At 34.2% G+C, this 23,332-nt stretch carries 21 protein-coding genes; 2 read left to right on the forward strand and 19 right to left on the reverse strand.

Going from position 1 to position 23,332, the window contains the following annotated elements:
• Nucleotides 1-12: 12 nt before the first annotated feature.
• The 6 genes from CHB72_RS14560 to CHB72_RS14585 all read right to left on the reverse strand — a co-directional run bounded on the left by CHB72_RS14560 (nt 13) and on the right by CHB72_RS14585 (nt 6,104).
• The gene (locus CHB72_RS14560) at nt 13-1,503 is read right to left on the reverse strand and encodes a sensor histidine kinase (protein WP_089283614.1); all 1,491 of its coding nucleotides are present in this window, start codon (nt 1,501-1,503) and stop codon (nt 13-15) included.
• Nucleotide 1,504: 1 nt separating this feature from the next.
• Nucleotides 1,505-2,179, reverse strand: coding sequence for a response regulator transcription factor (locus CHB72_RS14565; RefSeq protein ID WP_089283615.1), 675 nt, complete (start codon nt 2,177-2,179; stop codon nt 1,505-1,507).
• Between the two features lie 173 nt (nt 2,180-2,352).
• A complete protein-coding gene (locus CHB72_RS14570; protein WP_089283616.1) occupies nt 2,353-3,027 on the reverse strand; it encodes an ABC transporter ATP-binding protein in 675 nt (224 codons plus the stop codon).
• Nucleotides 3,028-3,031: 4 nt separating this feature from the next.
• Nucleotides 3,032-3,622 carry a hypothetical protein gene (locus CHB72_RS14575; RefSeq protein WP_089283617.1) on the reverse strand — a complete coding sequence of 197 codons (591 nt, stop codon included), beginning with the start codon at nt 3,620-3,622 and terminating at the stop codon, nt 3,032-3,034.
• Between the two features lie 18 nt (nt 3,623-3,640).
• Complete coding sequence (locus tag CHB72_RS14580) at nt 3,641-4,837, reverse strand: ABC transporter permease (RefSeq protein WP_176431389.1); 1,197 nt, start codon at nt 4,835-4,837, stop codon at nt 3,641-3,643.
• A 34-nt stretch (nt 4,838-4,871) separates the two neighbouring features.
• Nucleotides 4,872-6,104 (reverse strand): efflux RND transporter periplasmic adaptor subunit, encoded by a 1,233-nt coding sequence (locus tag CHB72_RS14585; RefSeq protein WP_089283619.1) that lies wholly within the window; start codon nt 6,102-6,104, stop codon nt 4,872-4,874.
• 270 nt (nt 6,105-6,374) lie between these two features.
• On the opposite strand from CHB72_RS14585, the gene CHB72_RS27780 reads away from it, so the two are divergent.
• Nucleotides 6,375-6,506: a hypothetical protein gene (locus tag CHB72_RS27780; protein WP_278277844.1), complete on the forward strand. Its 132-nt coding sequence runs from the start codon at nt 6,375-6,377 to the stop codon at nt 6,504-6,506.
• A gap of 257 nt (nt 6,507-6,763) precedes the next feature.
• Here CHB72_RS27780 and CHB72_RS14590 read toward each other — a convergent pair whose 3' ends face one another.
• The 4 genes from CHB72_RS14590 to CHB72_RS14610 all read right to left on the reverse strand — a co-directional run bounded on the left by CHB72_RS14590 (nt 6,764) and on the right by CHB72_RS14610 (nt 10,728).
• Nucleotides 6,764-7,666, reverse strand: coding sequence for a radical SAM protein (locus CHB72_RS14590; protein WP_089283620.1), 903 nt, complete (start codon nt 7,664-7,666; stop codon nt 6,764-6,766).
• A 19-nt stretch (nt 7,667-7,685) separates the two neighbouring features.
• On the reverse strand, nt 7,686-8,966 hold the full coding sequence (locus tag CHB72_RS14595; protein WP_089283621.1) for a coproporphyrinogen-III oxidase family protein: 1,281 nt from the start codon (nt 8,964-8,966) through the stop codon (nt 7,686-7,688).
• Between the two features lie 10 nt (nt 8,967-8,976).
• A complete protein-coding gene (locus tag CHB72_RS14600; RefSeq protein ID WP_089283622.1) occupies nt 8,977-9,423 on the reverse strand; it encodes a helix-turn-helix transcriptional regulator in 447 nt (148 codons plus the stop codon).
• A gap of 408 nt (nt 9,424-9,831) precedes the next feature.
• Nucleotides 9,832-10,728 carry an EamA family transporter gene (locus CHB72_RS14610; protein WP_089283623.1) on the reverse strand — a complete coding sequence of 299 codons (897 nt, stop codon included), beginning with the start codon at nt 10,726-10,728 and terminating at the stop codon, nt 9,832-9,834.
• A gap of 475 nt (nt 10,729-11,203) precedes the next feature.
• Here CHB72_RS14610 and CHB72_RS14615 point away from each other — a divergent pair, with 475 nt between their 5' ends.
• Nucleotides 11,204-11,719 (forward strand): hypothetical protein, encoded by a 516-nt coding sequence (locus tag CHB72_RS14615; protein WP_089283624.1) that lies wholly within the window; start codon nt 11,204-11,206, stop codon nt 11,717-11,719.
• A 140-nt stretch (nt 11,720-11,859) separates the two neighbouring features.
• Here the strand turns inward: CHB72_RS14615 and CHB72_RS14620 are convergent, their stop codons facing one another.
• The 9 genes from CHB72_RS14620 to arsM all read right to left on the reverse strand — a co-directional run bounded on the left by CHB72_RS14620 (nt 11,860) and on the right by arsM (nt 23,314).
• A complete protein-coding gene (locus CHB72_RS14620) occupies nt 11,860-12,717 on the reverse strand; it encodes a DegV family protein (protein ID WP_089283625.1) in 858 nt (285 codons plus the stop codon).
• 414 nt (nt 12,718-13,131) lie between these two features.
• Nucleotides 13,132-14,508, reverse strand: coding sequence for a 4-aminobutyrate--2-oxoglutarate transaminase (gabT, locus tag CHB72_RS14625; RefSeq protein ID WP_089283626.1), 1,377 nt, complete (start codon nt 14,506-14,508; stop codon nt 13,132-13,134).
• A gap of 30 nt (nt 14,509-14,538) precedes the next feature.
• Nucleotides 14,539-15,921: an aldehyde dehydrogenase family protein gene (locus CHB72_RS14630; protein ID WP_330397049.1), complete on the reverse strand. Its 1,383-nt coding sequence runs from the start codon at nt 15,919-15,921 to the stop codon at nt 14,539-14,541.
• A gap of 83 nt (nt 15,922-16,004) precedes the next feature.
• Nucleotides 16,005-17,435 carry an APC family permease gene (locus tag CHB72_RS14635; protein ID WP_089283627.1) on the reverse strand — a complete coding sequence of 477 codons (1,431 nt, stop codon included), beginning with the start codon at nt 17,433-17,435 and terminating at the stop codon, nt 16,005-16,007.
• A 263-nt stretch (nt 17,436-17,698) separates the two neighbouring features.
• Entirely contained in the window at nt 17,699-19,060 is a 1,362-nt protein-coding gene (locus CHB72_RS14640) for a sigma-54-dependent transcriptional regulator (protein ID WP_089283628.1), read from the reverse strand.
• A 1-nt stretch (nt 19,061) separates the two neighbouring features.
• Nucleotides 19,062-21,083, reverse strand: coding sequence for an ATP-binding protein (locus CHB72_RS14645; protein WP_089283629.1), 2,022 nt, complete (start codon nt 21,081-21,083; stop codon nt 19,062-19,064).
• 655 nt (nt 21,084-21,738) lie between these two features.
• Nucleotides 21,739-21,972, reverse strand: a complete 234-nt coding sequence (locus CHB72_RS14650; protein ID WP_089283630.1) for a hypothetical protein — start codon at nt 21,970-21,972, stop codon at nt 21,739-21,741.
• 18 nt (nt 21,973-21,990) lie between these two features.
• Complete coding sequence (locus CHB72_RS14655) at nt 21,991-22,488, reverse strand: arsinothricin resistance N-acetyltransferase ArsN1 family A (protein WP_089283631.1); 498 nt, start codon at nt 22,486-22,488, stop codon at nt 21,991-21,993.
• Nucleotides 22,489-22,501: 13 nt separating this feature from the next.
• Nucleotides 22,502-23,314: an arsenite methyltransferase gene (arsM, locus tag CHB72_RS14660; protein WP_089283632.1), complete on the reverse strand. Its 813-nt coding sequence runs from the start codon at nt 23,312-23,314 to the stop codon at nt 22,502-22,504.
• Nucleotides 23,315-23,332: the final 18 nt, after the last annotated feature.

Below are 23,332 nucleotides of genomic sequence, written 5' to 3' on the forward strand. Positions count from 1 at the left end.
TAGAGAAGCTTTTTACTTTTCACTGCAATAAATTTTATTAGATGCTTCTTTCAATCCTATCTCCACCCAAACTTTTGTTCCTTTATTCAGTTGACTTTCTACCCCATATTTAAAATCATGTGCTTCCAAAATATTTTTTACAATTGACATACCAAGACCTGTACCACTGTTATTGTCTCTTTTTCTTGACTTTTCCACCTTATAAAATCTATCCCATATATAGGGCAAATCTTTTTCTGAAATTCCCTTACCATCATCGATTACCTCAACTCGTATCTTATTATCTGTATCGAATATTTTGATTTGTATTTTGCCGTTTTCATAAGAATGATTAATTGCATTATTGATGATATTATAGAAAACTTGATACATTTTATCTTTGTCTGCATAAATTATATCTTCTTTACTTTTAGCTACTATCATAATCTTTACATCTCTATTTTCAGCAAAGAATACTAAGTTATCGATGATACAATCTAAAAGCTCCTCTAAAGAAATTTTTTCATAAGTTAGATCCATATGCTCTGATTCCATTTTAGATAAATAAAGGATATCTTCAATCATATGGTTTAATCTATCTGACTCATCAATAATCACCTGTAGATATTGCTCTTTATCCTTTGTCGAAAAACTGTTCATATCCTTTACTAATTCAGCATAGGCTTTGATCAAGCTAAGGGGTGTCTTTAATTCATGAGATATATTGGCAATAAACTCTCTCCTAAGTGCTTCTATTTTACTGAGCTGTTTAGCCATATCGTTGATAGTTTCTCCTAAAGTACCTATTTCATCATTGGATTGATGATTTACCCTAACAGCAAAATTACCTTTTGCTATCTCCTTGGAGGCACCTATGATCTTCATAATAGGTTTTGTAAAAAACTTAGCAAAGGACAACGCCAATATGGTTCCTATTGCTAAAGAAAGAATGGAAATAATCGATAATTGTTTCTTTAAGATTGTTATTGTCTCTTCTATGGGATACAATGGTGAAGATATAATAACATTTCCTAATACTTTCTCTCCATCAACTATAGGTACTCCCACGATAATAGATGCTTCCAGACCCCGCGGATGTGGCCGCTTTCTATGGATAGTAAAAGAGCGCCCCTCATTGATATAGGATATAATCATCTCATCAGCTAAAATTCCTGTGGAAAGCCTCTTGTCAATTTTATTTGTCTCGTTTCCATTTATTAAATACCTATCGATGTCTGGTACGTCTAACACTACATTATTTTCTTTATCAAGTACCAGTATTAGAGCATGTACCGAAGTGCCAAATCTTTGAATTTCTTCTATTACCTCATTAGATGCAGGATTAGAACCTTCCGAATCTACTATAATTGAACTTAGCTTTTTTGCTTCCTTCGTTAGAATATCTTCTCTCTCTCTAATATAGAATTGATTTAACAACCCTATTTGAAATAACCAAATAATTAAAAGAATAATTAATACCAAGACAGTAAAACAGAGCCATAATTTACTGAGTATATTTTTCATTTTATTCTCCTATCTTAAACTTATAACCTGTGCCCCAAACAGTTTGTATGTATTTCTTATAATTCCCCAGTTTTTCCCTTAACTGTTTAATATGAGTATCCACCGTCCTGACATCTCCCACAAAATCATAACCCCAAACTTGATTAAGGAGTTGTTCTCGAGAATAAACAATTTGAGAGTTTTTGCTAAGAAAATATAGTAGTTCATATTCTTTCGGTGTTAATACAAGCTCTTGATTTTCTAATATTACTTGTTTATACATGGCTTTAATTTCTAATGCGCCAATTTTTATATCTTTTTGTAAACCTTCAGTGTTTTTTTGATTTCTTCGAAGAACTGCTCTAATTCTTGCTGCCATTTCCTTTAAACTAAAGGGCTTTGTTATGTAATCATCTGCTCCTAGATCAAATCCAAAAATTTTGTCGTATTCCTCACCCCTTGCTGTTAACAATATAACTGGTATTAAAGATTCTTCTCGAATCTTTCTGCATACTGTCCAACCATCAATTTCAGGCATCATAACATCTAATAAAATCAAATCAAATTTAGTATTATTTATTTTATCCAGCGCTTCTTTTCCGTTACCAGCCTCTTCTATTATGTACCCTTCATTGGTTAAATAGACCTTTATAACATTTCTCATTTTTTCTTCATCATCAACAACAAGAATTTTCATTTTCCATACCTCTGTTCTTCTAAAAATCTATTATTTATTCAATATAACACAAATACTTATACACCTGCTATAAAAAGAGTTTTCTTGTTCACATAACCTTTTAAATTTAGTAATTCATATTTTATTACAATCTATTTCTTTAAATAAAAACTGCTAAATAAACGCTATTGCAATTAAGCATATATTTTTCCATCTTTTACACGAATGATCCTATGAGCTTTTTGAGCAATTTGCAAATCATGGGTAATTAACACAATGGTATTTCCTTCATCATTGAGCTGCATAAACAAATCCATAATCTCTCCACCAGATTTAGAATCTAATGCCCCTGTAGGCTCATCGGCTAACAATATCTTAGGATCTCCCACTAATGCTCTTGCAATAGATACTCTTTGCTGCTGCCCCCCCGATAGTTCAGTGGGTTTATGATCCATCCTATCTCCCAGGCCTACCTTCTCCAACAATTCACTCGCCCTGCTATAGGCCTTTTCTTTGTTATATCCTCTTAAGAGCAATGGAAATGCTACATTATGGATAGCTTTATACTTAGGTAAGAGATTGAACCTTTGGAAAATAAACCCTAATACTCTATTTCTTATATAAGCAAGCTGATCCTCATTTTTTTTCATCATATCTTCATCAACCAAACTGAATTCTCCTGAATTCGCCACATCTATACAACCAATAATATTCATAAGGGTAGATTTCCCTGAACCGGATGGTCCAAGGACTGCTACGAATTCCCCTTCTTGAATCTCTAAAGACACCTTGTCTAAAACAGTTAAAGTGCTTTTTCCCATTTTATAATATTTAACGATATCCTTCATGTAAATCAGTTTATTATCCATACAATTACCTTCCCTGCATCATTCTTACTTTCACAACTCTTTCACTGTCATCTTTATCGAACCAAATTTGTAGTATACTACCTTCTGTAACATCACCAATATCTAGCTCATTAGAAGCTTTTTGACCTAAGGATGTTATGGGAACACCTACTGGTATCATAATTGTTTGAGTTTCTCCAGTAAGGTTCAACTCTGCATTTCCACCGTTTCGCTGACCTCCTGGCATTCCTCCTGGCATAGGTCCTTGACCACCCCCACCCATAGCTATTTGGTTGATGGATTGTTTTTCTTCTTGCTTGTTTTCTTCTCTTTCTGGCATTGCAGGTATTTCTGCAAGTTCAAGGACTATCTCATTGCCTATAATACTCTTTACTTTTCCATACAAATCTGCTTTTTCTTCTTCTTTTCCATTTTCTGGTCCTTGCTCTCTCTTAGCATTTGGATTTTCACCTTTAACATTTTCTATGTTGTCGTTTTGTTGTATTTGATTTGATGCTTGAGGTAGTGCTTGTGTTGATTCTTCTGCCTTTGCACACGCTGTAAATAATAGAGCAATCATCATTAAGCCTGCCATTTTTTTAAAATTTGTTTTCATTTTTTTCAACAACTCCTTCTATTCATAATTTAATGCATCAATAGGATTCAAAGATGCTGCTTTTGAAGCTGGATAATATCCAAAAAATGTTCCTGTTACAACAGAAAATCCAAAAGCTAAAAGATACCCAAAAGAAGTAGGTACCACCCTCACTTCAAAATAATTCATAATTGGCATAGCAAGAGTACTACTTGCAATTCCCAAAATACCACCAACTGCGCTTATAATAATTGCTTCAAATAGAAACATTAGTAAAATATCTTTTTTTCTTGCTCCTATAGCCTTCATAATACCTATTTCTCTAGTTCGTTCTTTAACAGATACAAATAGTACATTCATAATCCCTATCCCACCTACAATCAGTACTACTATTGCAACAGAAAAAAGCATGAGGGTCATTACCCTTGCTGATGCTTTTGCAGATTCCAGTCTACTGCCGGCATCAACAATCATAAATTGTTCACTTTTATCTTTAAATGTGTCATAGAGAATATTCTCCATTTCTTCTATTCCTGTAGAGACATTATTTATATCCTTGGCCAAGGCGATAATATTGGGATTCGTATTATTACCTACAATATATCGTTGTGCTACGCTATAGGGTACAAACACACTTTCATCAGGAGTTATTCCTCTCATTTGTGAATCCCCTAGTCGTTTTAACACACCTATAATCTCATATCTTTTTCCAGAAATGGTGATCCTTGAACCAATTGCTTCCGAAATATCCTCTTCAAAAAACAATTCTGCTATATCCACTCCAAGAACTGCCACTCTATCAGCGTATTCATTGTTCTCTGCACTTATAAAATCTCCATATTCTAGCTTTAAATTATTGATTTCCATCAAATCCTCTGTTACTCCTCCCACTGTTGTTGAATTTGAAAGGTTATAGTAGTTGACATCAGCTCTTCCATTAATCATAATAGCTACTTTATCAATGGAGGGAGCCTCTTCCTTTATAGCCTCCACTTCTTCCATACTAAGTTTTACCATTCCTGGTCCTGGTCGTCCAAACCCCGACATAATTTGAATGGTTCCAACATTTAAACTGGTAAATTGTTCTTCTACACTGGCTTGACTCCCCTGTCCTATAGCAAGCACTAATACGATAGTAAGTGAACCAACAATTATACCTAATGTTGTAAGAAATACTTTAGATTTATTTCCCTTTATGTTAATAAATATTGACCTTAAAATCTCTATTAGATTCATGTCATCACACCTATTCATATTATGTATTTAAAAATTATTCAATCAATACGGTTTCACCAGCAACTAACCCCTCTTGAACCTCTACATTTCTGCCATCGGTTAACCCAGTTTTGATATTTCTAATTTTTGTTTCTTCATTAGGATTTTTCACCTTTACAATCTGTACGCCATCTTGCATTTTTACTGCTTTATTTGGGATAATAAGAACATCTTTTTCCTGGCGAAGGATAAATGCTACAGAACAGGTCATTCCAGATTTAATTCTATCAATCCCTTCTCCAAGCTCAATTCTAACATCATAAGTAACTAAGCCACTTTGATCTATTTTAGGTAGAGCTGCTATTGAAGTTACCTCACCAGTGAAGGTCTCTCCTTCATACGCTTCAAATTTCACTTCTATTGTCTGACCCAATGCTACATTTGCTAAATCTATCTCAGAAACAGGAACAACAACTTCTACCTTATCTGAATCCGTTACAATCATAAAATGTGATGTATCTGCGGTCACTTGTCCTGTCTCTCTTACACTTGAAACTGTTTCTCCTAGTTTGTAACCTATATTTAAAACAGTTGCATTTATAGGAGAATGTAGTATAGTTTTTCTTAAATCATCTTGAGCCACTTCTAAATTAATTTTTGCATTTTCTACATTTATCTCTTCTAACTCAAGCTCTATGTTAGAGTTTAATAGAGCATCATATTGTTCAAGTTGTATTTCATATGCAGATTTTGCGGTATCTACTGCCATTCTTTTTATTTCAATATCTTGTTTAGGGTAATGCTCTTCTAAACTAAGCATGGTATTGTATTCCATTTCTGCTTGTTCCAGTTTAACTGCTGAATCCTCTAGTTTTTGTTTCTCTGATATTAGATTCAACTTAATATTTTCTTCTTTTTGCTGCCGATTTAATAGGGCTTTATTATAATTAGTTTCAGCTACTTTTAATTGTTTTTGATAATCTGTATCATCTAGCTGTGCTAGAATCTGCCCCACTTTTATTTCGTCCCCAACTTTAACATGTAAATCCTTTAATTTACCGTTTATTTCAAAATCTAAGTTAACTACTGGTATCTCTGCTTGCCCATCACCTGAAAAACCTATTGTTATGTCGCCTACTTTTACGGCTTCTTCCCTTGACTCTGCAGTTGCAACAGTAGGTTCTGTTCCTTTATTAAAAATCTTAAATCCAGTTACGCTTAATCCTGCAATAACTACAAGTATAATTATTAACTTTAAAAACTTTTTTGTGATTAACTTGCTTGTCAAACTTTTCTACCTCCTTTAAGATCAGTCTTGGATTTTACATAGTTGTATTATATTACCAATTTATGATGAAATTGTGATGGTATTGAAAAGAATCTATGAGTTTTGCAATTATTTCTTTAATAGGCTAAAGACTGCATTTGAAGTTCTCGATTATGATTTTCATCCGAGGACGAAATCGTAAACCGCGTATATTAAAATTTAATTATAAATGGGTCCCAAATTATTTTTCTGCTAACGATTCTATTATCATTTAAGGATTCAATTGATCAAATGCGTGAAGTCATCGCTGTCACTACTAAATCTACTAAAACACAGGCTGGAAATGCTGAACAAATCTTAAGTGCCTTAGAGGAACTTAATGCTACTACCCAATTATTATCTGATTTATCTAAGGAGCTTTAAAATAGAGCTACATACAAATAATATGTATACATTCTTCATAAATAAATCATCCACGAGAGCAGTTGGTGGATGATTTTTAATTAAACATGTATTATTTTTATAATCATTGCTGTTCTTCAGTACGTATAACTACTATAATCCGTGGTCTATTGAATATCCTTTGTGGAATAATCCTGTTTCCTAAACCTCTGCTAATTACCATCACTGTATTATCCTGTTTATAAATGCCACTGATGTATTGGCGGGAACATTTATAACTAAACATATCTTAGATAGGTTTTTAGCATCTCAAAAATAATCTTGGCATTTCCTTGAAACAAAAGAGAAAACTCTACTGCAAACAAATAGCCGCATTCCTGACATAAACCCTCAATCTCAACACATCTACCACATACATATCTTTTCTCTTCCTCTGACACAACACATTGATAACAGGGTCTTTCCCATTGATTCTCTATGTAGGCATCTAAACTACTATATAGATTAAATATCGGCATGCCCTCTCTTATCATTTTCTTTATGCTGTCTATCGTTTCTCTCTTTTCCTCCTGACTTAAGCTAAGGTGTTCTGTCCCCTCATAGGGTGTATGAAAATTGAAGGAAATAGAATTTATATTGGGATGCTCCTTCACCAACTTCGTTACTGCTTCTACTTCTTGATAATTTAGCTTGTTTATAGCCATATAAACACATATATTACTGTCTACCACCTTGTTTAAGTTTTCCAAAATCTTATCGTAGGTATCTCCTCGAATAGCGTCATGGATTTCTTTTGTACCATCAATGCTTAAAAATATTACATCTGCCTCTGGTATATCAAGATCTATAGTTCCATTGGTAACAATGTTTACAATATAAAAACCTATTTCCTTTGCTTCCTTTATCAAATCTCTGATGATTTTCCCATCATTCTCCCAAAGTAAGGTTTCTCCTCCACAGAAAAAAAGGATTCTGATTCCCTCTCTATAAAAGTTTTCTATTTCCCTTCTAATCGCTTTATAGGAGTACATCTTTTTATTGATATTGTTTACTGAGCAGTGTTTACAGCTTAGGTTGCAGTAATCTGTTAATATGATGGTTCCTAGGATAGGTCTTTTCATTTTTAGAAAGATGGTTTTTAACCCAAACCAAGTTAATGAGAGAAAATCTTTTGTCTTCATTTTTCTTTTACCCCCCCTATTAGATTTCTACTTCTTCAATCCAGGGCTGCTGCATCGATTGATACCAAAGATTGTTTAAATAATAGATAGAATACTGCTTTTCAACAAAATGATAAACAAATCTTCCCCATTGGGTTAAGACATATTGATTTCCTTCTTTTCTAGCCATGCCAAGAACCTTCAACAATGTAAACAACAACCTAAACTCCCTCTTCATTTCCTTTTTGAATAGGTCTTCAAACCGGTCTTCATCAATAACACCATCATAGCATCTCCAGAAAATCCAAAAAATCATTTTTTCTTTTTCTGTCATTTGGTTGACAATGTTAATTGGCAGCGTTCCCTTCTCTAAAGCCTCTATATAGGCATCCACATCAAAGGTATTCAGATAAAAATAATTACCAAAGTGAGAGCTGGCTCCAGCTCCAAAGCCAACAAAGCTTTCTCTTGTAACAGAGGTATATCGATTCTCTTTATTCTTGGAATAGGTCCATATTGAGCTGCTTTCATAACCTGTCTCTTTAGATATGTCGTCTATCATTCGAAGAATTTTTTTCTCCTCTAATTCACTAAATCTATCAAGTTTTTTCTCCTTGATAATCCTATCCATATCCATCTCTGTCATAGGAAAAATAATGAGGGGATAAATAGACACCTGATCGATTCCATAGCTATAGACCTTTTTTAGATCATATTGGATGTCCTCCAATTTTTGTCCTGGTAAATTCGTCATGATATCTATATCCACACATTGAAAATTATATTTCTTTATAGTAGCTATCGCTTCTTCTATCTCCTTTACCCCGTAGCCTCTTCCTAGAAACTGCAATATATCCTCCTTAAAGGTCTGAACCCCTAAACTCACCATATTCATCCCTATTTCCTTCAATTCCTTAAGGAGGTGATGACTAACCTCCTTGGGATGTATCTCTATTCCTATATCCCCCTTGAAGGAATAGTTTTCTTTTATAAAATCTACCATCTCCCTTATCTCAGTTATTAAAAGAGTTGGTGTTCCTCCACCAAAGTAAATCGACGTAATTTCTGCATCCCCAAGATTCTTCCGATAGAGGTTCAACTCTTTAATAAGAGCTTTTTTATATGCCTTTGCCTCCTCTCCAGCATAAAGAGTTTTATTATAAGGACAATAGGGGCATAGACTTCTACAAAAAGGGATATGAATATATATCCCTATCTCTCTATCTATACGATTAAAATCAATTAGTCCCTCCTCATATCTTTTAAACATAAATTTTTCCTTTTTCCCCAGTACGATTCTTCTTAGTAAGTCTGTAATCATTTTTTTCCCCCTATTGTAGTTCTTGTAGTCTCCTTTTAATATAGACTATATCAAAGGAAGAGCATATCCGCCTCTCCTGTTTATCCAATATCCTATAGTGCTTGCTAATGATATTTTGCTGTATTTTATAGCCTCCCTTTACTTCAATATCTCGCCACCAAACCTTTCCTCCCATGGTGGTTTCATAGTTTTTCTCATAATTTTCAAAGGCAAGGGATAAGATAATGTCCTGAGGCTCTCCACCAAAGGTCATATGCAACACCTCACTGTCTTTAAATAGGACACTTATAGCTACTGCCCCAGTCCAGCCTAGGCTTCCTCGTCCCTTTTCAATTTGTACCAGAGTCTTTTTAGAGATGCCAATGGCTTCTGCCATCCTATCTTGGGTAAAACCCTTTTCATTTCTAATCAATTTTATCTTTTCATTTAGCTTTTCTATGAAATCATCCCTCTTCAACCAATCACCTCCTGCATGTATCGATAGTGTAATTTTACACTTTTTAAGACAAATTGTAAATAACAGAACAGAAAGTCCTTCAGTCTATTTTTGTTGCAAGTGGCAATCCATATGGAACTAGTGTAACAGTAGACCAAGAGGGCAAAATGGTCGAAAACGTTAAAGAAGCTGTTAAGCATCAAGCTAGAAGAACTGTAACTGTTACAGCATGGATTAAAAAAGGCAAAGAATAATTGAGACATCCTTAAGAGCTCTTGGATCTAATATTTAAGGAGTAGATAATAAATAAACATAACTAAGTCCTCATCTTACTAGAAGGTGAGGACTTAGTTATGTTATGGAATTCAATATATCCGTCTTATTCCTTATACTCTCACACTGCAAAAAAAGTCGCATAAAATACGACTTTTATCCATTTGCTTTTTCTACGTTTTTCTCCAACCTTCCTCCAAAAACATTGACTACCAAACCTGTCATCACCAACAGTGCTCCCATGATCTGCCCCAGCGAGAAGGTTTCCCTCAGAAATAGAGCAGCGCTGCTCATGCCTATTACAGGAACCAAGAGAGCAAAAGGAGAAACTACAGCTGCAGGATATCGAGAAAGTAGCTTTCCCCACAGACCATAGCCACCCAGCGAAGAAAAATAAGCTAGATAGATTACCGAAACTACTGTGATCCAGTTGACAGAATCCCATGCCGCCTTCCAAGCTGCTAGACCTTCTATGCCTAAAGACAAGAGAGTTAGAGGCAGTATGGCTACTGCACCAGCCCAGACTACCAAGGATACCATAGAAAAAGAAGGAACCCCCTGAGTAGCTCGACGCATGATTACATTACCGACACCCCAGCTGGCAGATGCAGCAAGGGTGAACCAAAAACCAGCTGCCGTCATACTAGCCCCTTGCTGCAACCCCACAACAACCATACCGGCAGCAGCTATTATAAGTCCAACTAAATGATTCCAATGCCAGGTCTCCCCTATCAGTAGGACAGCAATTGCCAATGTAAAAAAAGCCTGGGACTGATGCACAAGGGAAGAAAGACCGGCAGGCATGCCTAGCTTAATTCCGATAAAGAGAAAAGCAAATTGTCCCACGTTGATGGTCAGCCCTAGAGCAGTGAGCCAACGCCAGTCTACCGGTGGCCGTGGCAAGAAAAAGATAGCCGGCAGACAGACCACAACAAAGCGAATAGCCGCCAGCAACAGCGGTGGTACATTCGCCAGCCCCAATTTAATGGCAATAAAGTTAAGACCCCATAGAATTGCTACAATTAATCCTGTACCGATATCACGCCTGTTCAAGAGTATAACCCCCTAAGTGTAATAGATTTTTAAACAGAGTTTATGTTTTTATTTTGGGGAACTCCCTGACATATCATCTTTCCACTGAACTCCTTCGTTCCAGATAAAGCTTATTAATCAGGCTGTTTCCTCGCCCTTATGAATTATAAATGCCACGATCACTCATAAGTACAAAAACTAAAACTATTAGTAGAAAGAGTGTTATTTTCAATATCTTCTTATGATATTATATTGTATGTTTCTATGTATAACACATGATTTTACTACATTAATTATACGCATCAAATTGAAATAATTCAATATTTTTTAAATCTGGGCTATTTATGTTTTTTTAAAAACAATGTGCATAATATTTAATAAATCTTTAAAATTAAAGGTAAGAATGATATACTAGTAATAGGAAAAATATTACTTTTATGTGATTAACTGTTGCTGATGCATAAGAATTTGTAATTTATATTTGGAGGGATGGAAAATGAAAAAAATTCATATTAAAAGTTTGGTTTTAGGTTTAGTTATTGGTATAGTAGGAATAACAACTGTGTTTTCCACCAGTGAAATTAAATCAGCTACTTTCAGCGATTCGAAGGTTTATTTTTATGGAAATGAAATACCATTAAAAAATTCATTGGTTTTAATAGAGAAAGAAGGTAATTCGGATGCACAATTGTATATGCCGATGAAAGAATTATTGGAATATATGCAATTCAACGTTCAATGGAATAGCAGTGACAGCTCTGTTAATTTAACCATGAATGCTTATAATGGCTATGACAATTCTAATAATGCAAATATTCCTTTGGATATTGAAACAACCGATGCCGACAAAAAAGCTTTAGATATTATACAAAGGACAGGTAATTGGGGTTATATTGAACCTTATCTCCCATATATGTCATCAGATGGGATAAAAAAATCAGTCGAAATTTACAATTCAAAACATATGAATCCGTCTGAGCATAAAAAAGCATCTGATTATATAAATGCTTAATAAATTTACCCCTAACAATGATTTAAAAACTGTAGTTTATAGCCAAACAGCCGTGTTGTTACTAAGCAAAACACGGCTTACTGTTAAATTAGTCTATAGAAAGTTAGCTTCCATTTTTATAAAAAAATATCTTCTTTTCCTTATCTAATATCCTCTTTAGTATAATATGCAATCCCTATTGCACCAGGACCAACATGTAAACCTATTACTGGTCCTATATCTTGCATCTTAATATCAATATCTACGACTTCCTTTATTTGGTTAGCTACACTTTTAGCTTCATCAATACAGTTAATATGATGGATTACAATTTCTCCTAATCCTAGAACCTTGATATCTTCTAATACTTGTTTTACTATAGTTAACACAGCTTTTTTCTTTGTTCTAATTTTTTGAAATATTGTAGTCACTCCATTTTCTACAGTTAAAATAGGGACGATTTTTAGCAGATCTCCCATTATAGCATTTGCTCTCCCAATTCTCCCTCCCTTTTCTAAATATTTTAAGTTATCTGGTATAAATAGAAATCTACTTTTTTTTATATTTTCCTTAACCACTTGTTTCACTTGATTTAAGGTTTTATTTTCTTTAGCTGCCCTTGCCGCTACAATAGCTGCAAATCCTAACTGCATACAATTTGATCTAGAATCTGCAATCTCTATATTAGCATTAGGATAATTCTCTATAATCATATTCTTAGCCATGTGAGCACTTGAATATGTACCACTCATATCCGAGGATAAAAAAATGCAAACTAAGTCATCTCCTTGTTTCACTACACTTTCCATTTCATTGTATAAATCTCCTATAGAAGGTTGTGAAGATTTTGGGATCCCTTTTTTCTCCATCATCTCATAAAACCTTTCATTATTTATCTCAGTTTCTTTCAAAGTAATATCTTCAAATTCCACAATTAAGGACACTATCCTTATATCTAAAGATGCTCTTATAGATTCATTGATATAGCTTGTACTGTCAGTTAAAATTTTAATAGCCATAAGTCCATCCACCTCAATCTGTTTATATATTGTTATCTAGTATTTATATAATTTTAACATAAGCATTTATTAATGTCTAAAATCTAAGATCAATGATATGCCGAGACTGTTTACCCCCTATGTGCATCGATTTAGCACAGTAAACACAATAAACAAAAGACCATATTAAATCATTTGATTCAATACAATCTCTTCTTCATGACCAGAATAACTTTTTATTCTAATCAAATCTTGAGTAAATTTCACCAATTTTATAAATAAAATTTAATTAGTTATCTTGCTTGCTAATTTTTTTATTTTGCAAGGTTTATGTTCATTCAAGTATAATCCTATGTATTATAAAAAAAGAACAGATGTAGTTTTAAACCCATCTGTTGAAAATAGTTTAATATAATTACAAGCTAGCCGTATTTATCAGGTTGCGTTGTATGCTAAAGCATCACTACTTACTTTTGCAATTGCATTTTCAAGTATATCTAATCCTATGTTTAGTTGATGATCTGTGATAACTAATGGCATTAGAAAACGCAGCACATTCCCTCTCGCTCCTGCCGATAATACCACCAACCCATTTTTCCAGCATTCCTGAACAATGTTATTAGTCTCTTCCTTAGCTGTTTCCTTAGTTCCCCTATCTTTTACCAGTTCAATTGCCACCATCGCTCCTCGACCTCTTACATCTCCAACAAGCTCATATTTTTCTTGCATTTCTTCAAAGCGTTTCATACAAATTTTACCGATGTGTAGAGATTTTTCTGCAATATAATCCCTCTCCATTATTTCTATAACCTTTAGGGCAGCAGAGGCAGCCACTGGATTTCCTCCATAAGTGCCTCCAATCCCTCCTACATGAGATGCATCCATTACTTCCGCTCTTCCAGTTACGGTGCTTATAGGAAGACCCCCAGCTATAGATTTAGCAGTTGCAACGATATCAGGGCACACTCCCAATTCTTTCCAATATTCTGTAGCAAACATCCTGCCAGTTCTACAATAGGAACTTTGCACCTCATCTGCAATAAGTAGAATTCCATGTTTATCGCATATTTTTCTTAGAGCTTTTATGTATTCATCTGGAGGTATAATAAATCCCCCTTCCCCTTGAATGGGCTCTAAAATAATTGCTGCTACGTCTTCTGGTGTTACTTCTTCCAAGAAGAAGGCTTCAAATTGTTTTGCACAATGGAGGTTACAGGTTGCTTTTTCTAATCCGTGGGGACATCGATAACAGTAAGGAAATAACATTCTACGAATTCCTGGTGCATAGGGTCCGAAATCCCATTTATAGGGTTTCACTTTACTTGTCATAGTCATGGTAAGTAGGGTTCTACCATGAAAAGCTCCAGTAAAGGTGATAATTTCTGTTCTTTTGGTGTACTTACGAGCTATTTTTATTGCATTTTCTACGGCTTCTGCTCCACTATTTACCAGCATGGTTTTCTTTTTAAAATCTCCCGGAATAAGCTTATTTAATTTTTCAGCCAGCTTTGCATATTGTTCATAGAGTACTACATTGATGCTAGTATGAAAGAATTTATCACTTTGTTCTTTTACTGCTGCTACCACTTCTGGATGACTATAGCCAATATTTAGTACACCAATACCTCCAGCAAAGTCTAAAAATACATTGCCATCAACATCTTCAAACAGAGCGCCTTCTCCTCTTTTTATATAAAGTGGAACGATATTAGAAACACCTTGAGGAACATTTTCTGCTCTTTGCTTCAACATTTCTTTAGATTTAGGACCTGGCAGCTCTGTAACAATTTTGGGTTCACGTAATTCTAGCATTTTCACAAACCTCCTTAATCTGTTATTATTTTACCCCCATATTTCTTCATCTGTTGACACCTGTCTATCCGCCATATAATAACCTATGCGGGATATATTGATCATATGTTTATAGGTAAAGTTTTCGGAAATACTATTATTTCCCCATGTTCCACATCCAAGGGTGGTTGTAGGGGCAAAACCATTATACAAGCTGCCCCCAGCACTGGTGGAGCATGGTTGATTAACTACTAATCTGCTGACAGTTAATTGCTCTCCTGCATATTCAATGTGTTCCCTATTGTTAGAATGAATTGCACAGCTATGACCTTTTCCTTCTACCTCTAGATTCGTTTGAGCTATTTTTACTGCTTCTTTAAAATCTTTATATCTGAAGGTGGCAAGTACAGGACACATTTTTTCCTTACATAACGCATCCTCTTCTCCAATACCATCAGCCTCAATTAATATCACCTTTGTACCTTCAGGTATTTTCACTCCTGCTAAGGAGGCTATTTTTTTAGGTGATTGACCTACTACATCCTTACCTATTATTCCATCCACGAATAATACTTTTCTAAATGCCTCCTTCTCCACTGCATCCTTTACAAAATAGCCCCCATTCTTTACGAATTCTTCCATGATTCTATCATAATCCTCTTCAGGAGCAATAACTGTTTGCTCCCCAGAGCAGATAATACCGTTGTCAAAGATTCTACCGGTGATGATTTTAGGCACCACTTCTTCTATGTCTACATCTCGGTCTATAATACATTGCACATTTCCTGCTCCTACTCCATAGGCAGGTTTCCCGCTACTATAGGCTGCCTTTACCATAGCCATGCCGCCAGTGGCTACCACGACGTCTGTAGCCTTCATTAATTCATTTGTCAATTCAATGGATGGTTCTGCAATAATTTGTATTAGGTTTGTCGGTGCATTATATTTGGCTATAGCTTTATTCATTAATTCTACTGTATAGCTACTACATTTTTTTGCTCTTGGATGAGGAGCAATAATAATAGCATTCCTCCCCTTAAGGGCAAACATAGCATTACACATAGGGGTAACAATTGGATTCGTGGTAGGTGTAACAGCAGCTATCACACCAATTGGTTTCGCCACCTTTACGATTCCTGTTTTTTCATCTCTTTCAATAATTTCTACTGTTTTTTTATCCTTTAGACTATTCCAGATGCTTTTGGATTTTCCTTGATTCTTTTTTACCTTATCCTCGAAAACACCCATACCAGTTTCATCAACTGCCATGCTAGCCAATTCAACAGCATGATCATAAACTACTTTTCCTATTTCTCTTACCACTTGATCTACTTCCTCTTGAGTAAAGCACTGGAATTGTTTTTGAGCTATTCCAGCTTTTTCTACTAATGAAGCAATATATTCTCTTGGCTCTAAGGCTACCATTGTATTCATATTACATACCTCCGTTTATATCTAAAATTGACGATACTTAAATTGTTAAAACAATTGAAAAGCAATCAAAAGAAACTTTATGATTATTTAATAGTCGTTGACTGCTTTCTAGCATATTGTTCTCCAAAGATTAAATACTCTCTTTCTGGAGCACCTACATTAGGATAACTGTTTTTAGCACCTATGGCCAGAATGACACCAATGACTGCCCAACCTAAAATCATTCCCCACTCATAAGGCCATACTAAAGAACCAGGGCCTATCGGAAGATAAAGGCATATGAAAATAGCCGATATGAGAACAGCTATATATCCACAAAGTTTACCATTTTTAACTTTAAAAGGTCTTTCTAGCTCTGGTTCTTTCTTTCTAATAGCAATGAAGGATAGAGATACCATCAGATACGCAACTACTGTACCAAAGGCACTGGAATTAACAAACCAAACTAAGGCATTTCTACCTAAAAGGGGGGCTAAAATACAGATTATTCCAGATAAAACGATAGCAGCAGCAGGAGTCTTATACTTTGGATTAAGCTCTCCAAATACTTGAGGAAGCATTTTTGCTCTACCCATTGCAAATAGTACTCTTGTTCCACCAACAATAAACCCATTCCAGCTGGAGAGAATGCCACACATAGCACCTAGAATCAATATTTTTCCAAAAACAGGAGATCCATAGGCATAGGCCATAGCATCCGCTACAGGAACAGCAGCATTGTCTCGAACAGCGGATGGTGCAGAAAGACCTATTCCTACGATCATAATAATATACCAAGCAGCTGCCATGATAATTGAAATAATTAAAATCTTAGCAATCTGATTTAAAGGAATCTTCATTTCCTCTGCGGACTGAGGAATAACATCAAAGCCAACAAACATTGCCGGAGCCATTAATAGAACCGCTACCATGCCTGCTCCACTAGTAAAAGTAGGTACGAGATATTCTGTATTTCCAAAAGCAATTCCCCCAAATAGGAATGCAATTCCTGATAAGATTAACCCAGTTGTTGCCATAATCTGAAAGATAGCAGATGGTTTTGTGCCTACATAGTTTAGCCAATGAAGACCTATAGCGAAAACAACCCCCACAAGTGCCCAAGATAAGTAAACATCATAACCTGCTATCGTCCATAAGTAGCCAAGTTGTGGTAATGGAAAAATATAATTGATAGCAGTAGATATGGCAATGCCTTCCCAAGCTGCAACACCAATATAGGCAAGAGCTATAGACCATGCCGTTACCCATGCCGATAAATATCCTAGACCACGATAAGCAAAAACCATTTCACCACCGGCTAATGGTAGAGCAGGTGTCAGTTCAGCATAGGTTAGTCCAACAAAAATACACATCACAGCACCAATAAGAAATGCCCCGATCGCTCCTAATACTCCTGCTTCTGCCACCCAATAGCCTGCAAGCATAACCCATCCCCAGCCAATCATTGTGCCAAAAGCTAAGGCCAACACATCTGTCCTCCCTAAAACTTTACTCAAACTATCCCTTTGTTCCATCGATCTCCCTCCCTATTAAATGATTAATATAGTATATAGAACCATCAATTTGTCCTATATGTTTATATAACAAGCAAGACCTATGCCATTTTTCTAGAATTCGAAATTATAATTAACGCCCCTGGCAGTTTACTTAATATTCAAACAATTTTAGTGATAAAAATGGTAATAACTCATAAAGATGTCTTCTCTTTTGAAAGACATCTTTACATTTTAGGCAATTTATTTCCAATACACATAGGAAATAAATTGCCATATGTTATTTATTTAAGACCATATTCAGTAATTTTGTTAAACAGTTGCCTTCTACTGATGACTAGTAGCTTAGCAGCTTCTGATATATTATAGCCACAGCTTTCCAAAACTTTTTCAATATATTGAGATTCTATCTCTCTTCTTATATCTTTAAGGGGTTTAATAGGGTCTATGTCTAGTGTGTTAGCAAAAAACTTTTTCACCTCTGGTAAATCGCACTTTCTAATAACACCGTTTTCTGATAATACAACTAATCTTTCAATAATGTTTTTTAGCTCTCGGACATTCCCAGGATAGTTATAAGATAAAAGAAAGTTCATTACATCTGTTTCAATCGTATGAATTTCTTTTTTAAGTTCTCCTTGAGATTTTTTTAAGAAAAAATCTATGTAGAGCTTTAGATCCTCTTTTCGTTCTCTTAGGGGAGGAATTTCTATTGTAATCGTACTGATTCTATAAAATAAGTCATCTCTAAAACTACCTTCTGGGATGGATTTATTCAAATTTTGATTCGTTGCAGAAATTAATCGAAAATCTACATCTATCGTTTGATTACTCCCCATTCTCTCTATTGTTTTCGTTTCAATAACTCGTAAAAGCTTTACTTGCGTGCTTAACGGCATATCCCCCACTTCATCTAGAAATAAAGTGCTTCCATTGGCAGCTTCAAATCTGCCTCTTCTTCGTTGAGTAGCACCTGTAAAAGCTCCCTTTTCATGTCCAAACAGTTCTGATTCCAAGATGCTATGAGAAAATGAATGACAGTTTACTGCCATAAAAAGGTCTTTTCTTCTATTGCTATGGTTATGAATATACCTAGCCAACACTTCCTTCCCTACTCCAGATTCTCCTAATATTAAAATATTGGAATTACTTAGTGCTGCTTTTTTTGCAATATGAATGATATTTTTGTAGGTTGAATTATTGGTTTCCAACATGAAATTCAAGTTCTTTATTTGACTCTTAAGGATTTGATTTTCATTTTCCAGCTCCTTAATTTTTTTTATTTTTTTTATTTCTATAAGAAATTCTTCGGGGTCATGACCCTTTATAATGTAGGTAAATGCTCCTTCCTTTATGGCTTTCACAGCATTTTCAATAGAACCATATCCTGTGATAATAATAACATCCAAGCTCTTATATTTGCTTTTAATAGCCTTTAACAGCTGGATTCCATTCATGCCGCCCAGCATTAGGTCTGTCAATACCAAATCAAAGGTAGAAGTTTCTAATTTTTTTAATGCATCCTCTCCATTATTGCAGACTTCTGTAATATATCCTTCTTCTGATAAAATCATATGTAAAACCTCTCTATACTCCTCTTCATCGTCTACAATCAATATTTTAAATCCATTCGTTACATCAGTCATCCTATATCACCTCTTTTAATGGCAGTAATATATCAAAGGTGGTTCCCTTTTTAATTTCACTATGCACATAAATTTTCCCTTCAAGTTTTTGAACTTCATTGTAAGTAATATATAATCCTAAACCCGTTCCTTTCCCACGGGGTTTTGTTGTGAAAAATGGACTGAAAAGCTTTTTAAGATGCTCCTTTTCTATACCTATACCAGTATCTATGCATTTAATAGTTAATACATTATTCTGTTGACCACACTGAAGAATAAGCCTTCCTCCATCCATCATAGCATCTATAGCATTGGCAATAAGATTCATTAAAATGATTTCTAGAGAACTGACATTCACAAAATACACATTGTTTTCCTTACATTCAATAGTCACTTCAATTTGTTGTTGCTTTATTTTATTCTGCTGTAAAGCAATGATACTGTGAATAAAATCTTTCAAATCCACCTTTTCCCATTTGTTGTTGGCCATTCTAGAGAAGTCTAATAAGCTATTAATAATGTGATTTGATTTTTCAATGGAGGATTCAATAACTGTAACTGCTTTTTTTATTTTATGCTCTTCCAAAGGTTTACTATTTTTAAGGAGATAACAATAATTTCTAATTAAACCTAGAGGATTTCTAATTTCATGAGTCACTGCTGCTGCTAACTGACCAATAGTAGCCATTTTATTTTCCTGCAGGAGTTGTTGTTCGCTTAAGCGAGCCTTTGTTATATCTTTAATGATAATAAGAATCTTAGGGATTCGCTTCTTCTGATCTTCTAAAGGAAATGTGCTGATTTCATAAATATTTCCATTCTGTTGAAATTCCTTTCTAAGGCTTTTTCCTTCATCAAAGGTAGTATTAATAAGTGATTGATTACTGCTTAGTAGAACAAGGTCGGATATATCCTCGAAGTGTTTTCCTACTATTTCACTTTTATGTATATCTAATAATCTGCATAAAGATTTATTCACATTCAATATATTGCCTTTTTGATTTGTTACAATCATAAAATCCATTAATCCATCGAAGGTGGTTTGCAAATCATTTTTGCTCATATAAAGTTCATCCATTTTCTTTTCTATTTCTACTCTTAGTAATTTGTTAGTAACATAAAAGAAATAGAAAACTAAAGATATGGCCATAGTAAATACTAAGATAATTAGTGAAATACGATCCGAGATATTTTCTTTAAAAACAGGAGTTGCAATTCCAAACCAGGTTCTATGTAATGATGAGGTAATTTTCTCAATCTCCAAATTATGGATAGCTTTATTAAGGATAGGAATAAGAATTTCATTAGACTTAGGTACAGCTAGTGCCCATTCTTTTTCATATATGGGATTATTCAAAGTTTTGACTTTTTCTCCTATATTTAAATTTTTTATATAATAACTTATGACTGGATCATCCCCAACAACAGCATCTACTTCCCCTGTCTCTAACAGCTTTAAAGCCCCTTCTGTATCAGCAGTAAAAATATAGTCAACAGATGATAATTTCTTTTGTAAAAATTCTAAAGCATAATCATAGGACGATAAAGCTATTCTTCTATTTTCTAAATCTTTATAATGTCCAATAATATTTTCATCCTTGGATACTACAATGACACCTTGTAAATGATAGATAGGATAAGAGAAGAAGTAATCACTACCTCTAGCTATGGTAGGATATATAATAGAAATATCTGCTGCCATACCCCGTGACAAAAGACTTAAGGATTCCTGATGACTTTTGGGGATGAGGGTAATCTCTGTTTGTAACTCTTTTGATAAGGCATTTATATAATCAATGACAAGACCCTTATACTGTTGATCTTCTTTGTCTATATAGTAGAGAGGCGGAGTAGAGTAATCAGCTGTAAATATAAGGCTCCCCTTTTCTTTTAACCATTGTTTTTCCTCGGCTGTTAATGCTTGGGATTTTCTAAAATATTCAAAAATATTTTTTGAATAAGTTATTTCCATCCATCTATTGGTAAATAGAAAAGTTAGTAATAATAGCATAGTAAAAGTATATACAATTCCTTTTCTCCCCATAATAAACTCCCCTAAGAAAAATTTATTTTCATTGCATCTACTGTGTTTACGGTTAACTTTTCAATATAAAATATTTATTTAATAAGCATATACTTTTTATTATAAATTGATTTATGAATATATTTTATCATAAAGTTTTAATATTTTGAATTATTTGTGAATAGTTCCATGAAATTCTATAACCATTTTAATAATCTATCAAACTATATAATTTAAATGATACTACTTTTCTCCCAACATTATGCTTGAAAAAAACAAGTAAATAATTGATAATAAATATCGATATAGAGCACTTATTGGAGTCATTCCTAATTAAAGAAGTGCTTATCAATTTAAGTTAGTTTAATTATATTGTTAAAAATAAGGTTCTATATAGTAAATGTTCAGATTTACACTCCAACATTTATCATAGAACCCTTCTGTCGATCGTCCTTTTAACCTTTAGCTTTACCAAAGGCTGTTAATTTTTCTTTTCAAAACTTTCCTCTTCTTCTTTTAGTTTAACTATTAAAGGTAATCAGCACACTTGTAACCTATTTATACCTGTACTAAATAAAATGAAGCCAGAGAAAGCATTCAAGTTGTCACCGTAACTTACCGATTTATTGATTAATTCCCTCTGATTTTAAAAAAATCAACAAGTTGCCTAAATCACTTAACCATTATTCATAATGTCATCAATTATTTCTTCATAGTTCTGCCAACCCTCTACATCATCCGTTATTTCAATTGTTTTATAGGTCAATAAATTACGATAGTCTGTAAAAGCAACCTCCAGTCTTTCAGCCCCATTAATATAGGAAAACTGAATGATAGGCTGCACTAATTTTTTACTATCCTTTTCCAAATTGTATGTGTAGATTAAGCGATATCCTTTTATCATGAACATTTACTTGCAACTATTGATTTAATCTAATAATTTCTCCATGACCGTTATATCTACCCATTGACCATCCAACAATCCTTGTTTTATATAGGTGCCTACTTCTCTAAAATTTCTACTCTTATAAAGTCTTTTTCCTGCTTCATTAGAATCAAATGCACTTAAAACCAGCTTATGAAAACCTTCTTTTTTTGCCGTTTTCTCCAATGCATCCAGCAGTAATTTTCCCAGTCCTTTACCACGCATGTCTCGTTTAATGTAAATAGAAAAATCTGCAACACCACTATAGCAACATCTATTATTAAAAGTATTTAATGAAGCCCACCCATATATTTTTCCTCTTTGATCTGTTATAACAATAACCTTATGACTTTCACTTCGATTGGTTAACCATGCTTCCATATCTTTCTCTGTTTTAGAATCAGTTTCTAAAGTAGCAATTTTATCTTCTATTCCCTCGTTGTAAATTTGTGTTATATAGGGTATATCATCTATATTAGCTATTCTCGTAAAGTAGCACATATTTTCCCTTCCTTTACTTTATTGCCTTAATATTAGCCCCTGCAAAGGCACTATCTAAGCTGTCCCAATTTATATCGATATCTTGCTTAAAGTGTTTACTAGCGATAATATCCTCTATTAATGCTTTAGTATATACATGAATAGGTTCTATTTTTATATCTTTAAAACCTACCTTTTTTAACACTTTTTCATATTCATCTACTTTAAGTGTACCAGCTATACAACCTACCCAGGATTCTGCCATAGTTTTAATTTCAGCAGAAACATCCTTCAGTTGAACAATATCTGCAATGGCAATTCTACCCCCTGGTCTTAATACCCGAGCTACTTCCTTTAATGCCTTCTCTTTGTCTTCTACCAAATTAATGACACAGTTAGAGATTATAATATCAATACTATCATCTGGCAATGGTATTTCCTCAATATAACCCTTGAAAAATTCTACATTTTCCACTCCCATTTTTTCTTTATTAGAATTGGCCAAACGTAACATTTCATCTGTCATATCTAAGCCATATACCTTGCCTTTCTCACCAACATATTTAGAGGCCATTAATACATCAATACCTCCACCGCTTCCTAAATCCAATACCGTTTCTCCCTCTTTTAACTCTGCCAAAACCAATGGATTAGCACATCCTAATGAAGCTGTTAAAGCCGCCTCCGGCAAATCAGCCAAGTACTCTAAATCATAAATCATGGAGGTATTGCTTACATCACCACAGCAGGACGAATTACAGCCACAGCTTCCTCCCTTTTTCTCCATCACTTCTTTTGCAATACTACCATAGTAGTCCTTCACTTTTTCCTTTACATTAAACTCCATCTTTCTTTCCTCCTCTTT

This window comes from Anaerovirgula multivorans (assembly GCF_900188145.1).
Classification (GTDB): Bacteria; Bacillota; Clostridia; order Peptostreptococcales; family Natronincolaceae; genus Anaerovirgula; species Anaerovirgula multivorans.

Coding starts and splice junctions, on each gene's coding strand:
- CHB72_RS14560 (WP_089283614.1), bottom strand. CDS start 1,503: ATGAAAAATATACTCAGTAAATTATGGCTCTGTTTTACTGTCTTGGTA.
- CHB72_RS14565 (WP_089283615.1), bottom strand. CDS start 2,179: ATGAAAATTCTTGTTGTTGATGATGAAGAAAAAATGAGAAATGTTATA.
- CHB72_RS14570 (WP_089283616.1), bottom strand. CDS start 3,027: ATGGATAATAAACTGATTTACATGAAGGATATCGTTAAATATTATAAA.
- CHB72_RS14575 (WP_089283617.1), bottom strand. CDS start 3,622: ATGAAAACAAATTTTAAAAAAATGGCAGGCTTAATGATGATTGCTCTA.
- CHB72_RS14580 (WP_176431389.1), bottom strand. CDS start 4,837: ATGAATCTAATAGAGATTTTAAGGTCAATATTTATTAACATAAAGGGA.
- CHB72_RS27780 (WP_278277844.1), top strand. CDS start 6,375: ATGCGTGAAGTCATCGCTGTCACTACTAAATCTACTAAAACACAGGCT.
- CHB72_RS14590 (WP_089283620.1), bottom strand. CDS start 7,666: ATGAAGACAAAAGATTTTCTCTCATTAACTTGGTTTGGGTTAAAAACC.
- CHB72_RS14595 (WP_089283621.1), bottom strand. CDS start 8,966: ATGATTACAGACTTACTAAGAAGAATCGTACTGGGGAAAAAGGAAAAA.
- CHB72_RS14615 (WP_089283624.1), top strand. CDS start 11,204: ATGAAAAAAATTCATATTAAAAGTTTGGTTTTAGGTTTAGTTATTGGT.
- CHB72_RS14620 (WP_089283625.1), bottom strand. CDS start 12,717: ATGGCTATTAAAATTTTAACTGACAGTACAAGCTATATCAATGAATCT.
- gabT (WP_089283626.1), bottom strand. CDS start 14,508: ATGCTAGAATTACGTGAACCCAAAATTGTTACAGAGCTGCCAGGTCCT.
- CHB72_RS14630 (WP_330397049.1), bottom strand. CDS start 15,921: ATGAATACAATGGTAGCCTTAGAGCCAAGAGAATATATTGCTTCATTA.
- CHB72_RS14635 (WP_089283627.1), bottom strand. CDS start 17,435: ATGGAACAAAGGGATAGTTTGAGTAAAGTTTTAGGGAGGACAGATGTG.
- CHB72_RS14640 (WP_089283628.1), bottom strand. CDS start 19,060: ATGACTGATGTAACGAATGGATTTAAAATATTGATTGTAGACGATGAA.
- CHB72_RS14645 (WP_089283629.1), bottom strand. CDS start 21,083: ATGGGGAGAAAAGGAATTGTATATACTTTTACTATGCTATTATTACTA.
- CHB72_RS14650 (WP_089283630.1), bottom strand. CDS start 21,972: ATGTTCATGATAAAAGGATATCGCTTAATCTACACATACAATTTGGAA.
- CHB72_RS14655 (WP_089283631.1), bottom strand. CDS start 22,488: ATGTGCTACTTTACGAGAATAGCTAATATAGATGATATACCCTATATA.
- arsM (WP_089283632.1), bottom strand. CDS start 23,314: ATGGAGTTTAATGTAAAGGAAAAAGTGAAGGACTACTATGGTAGTATT.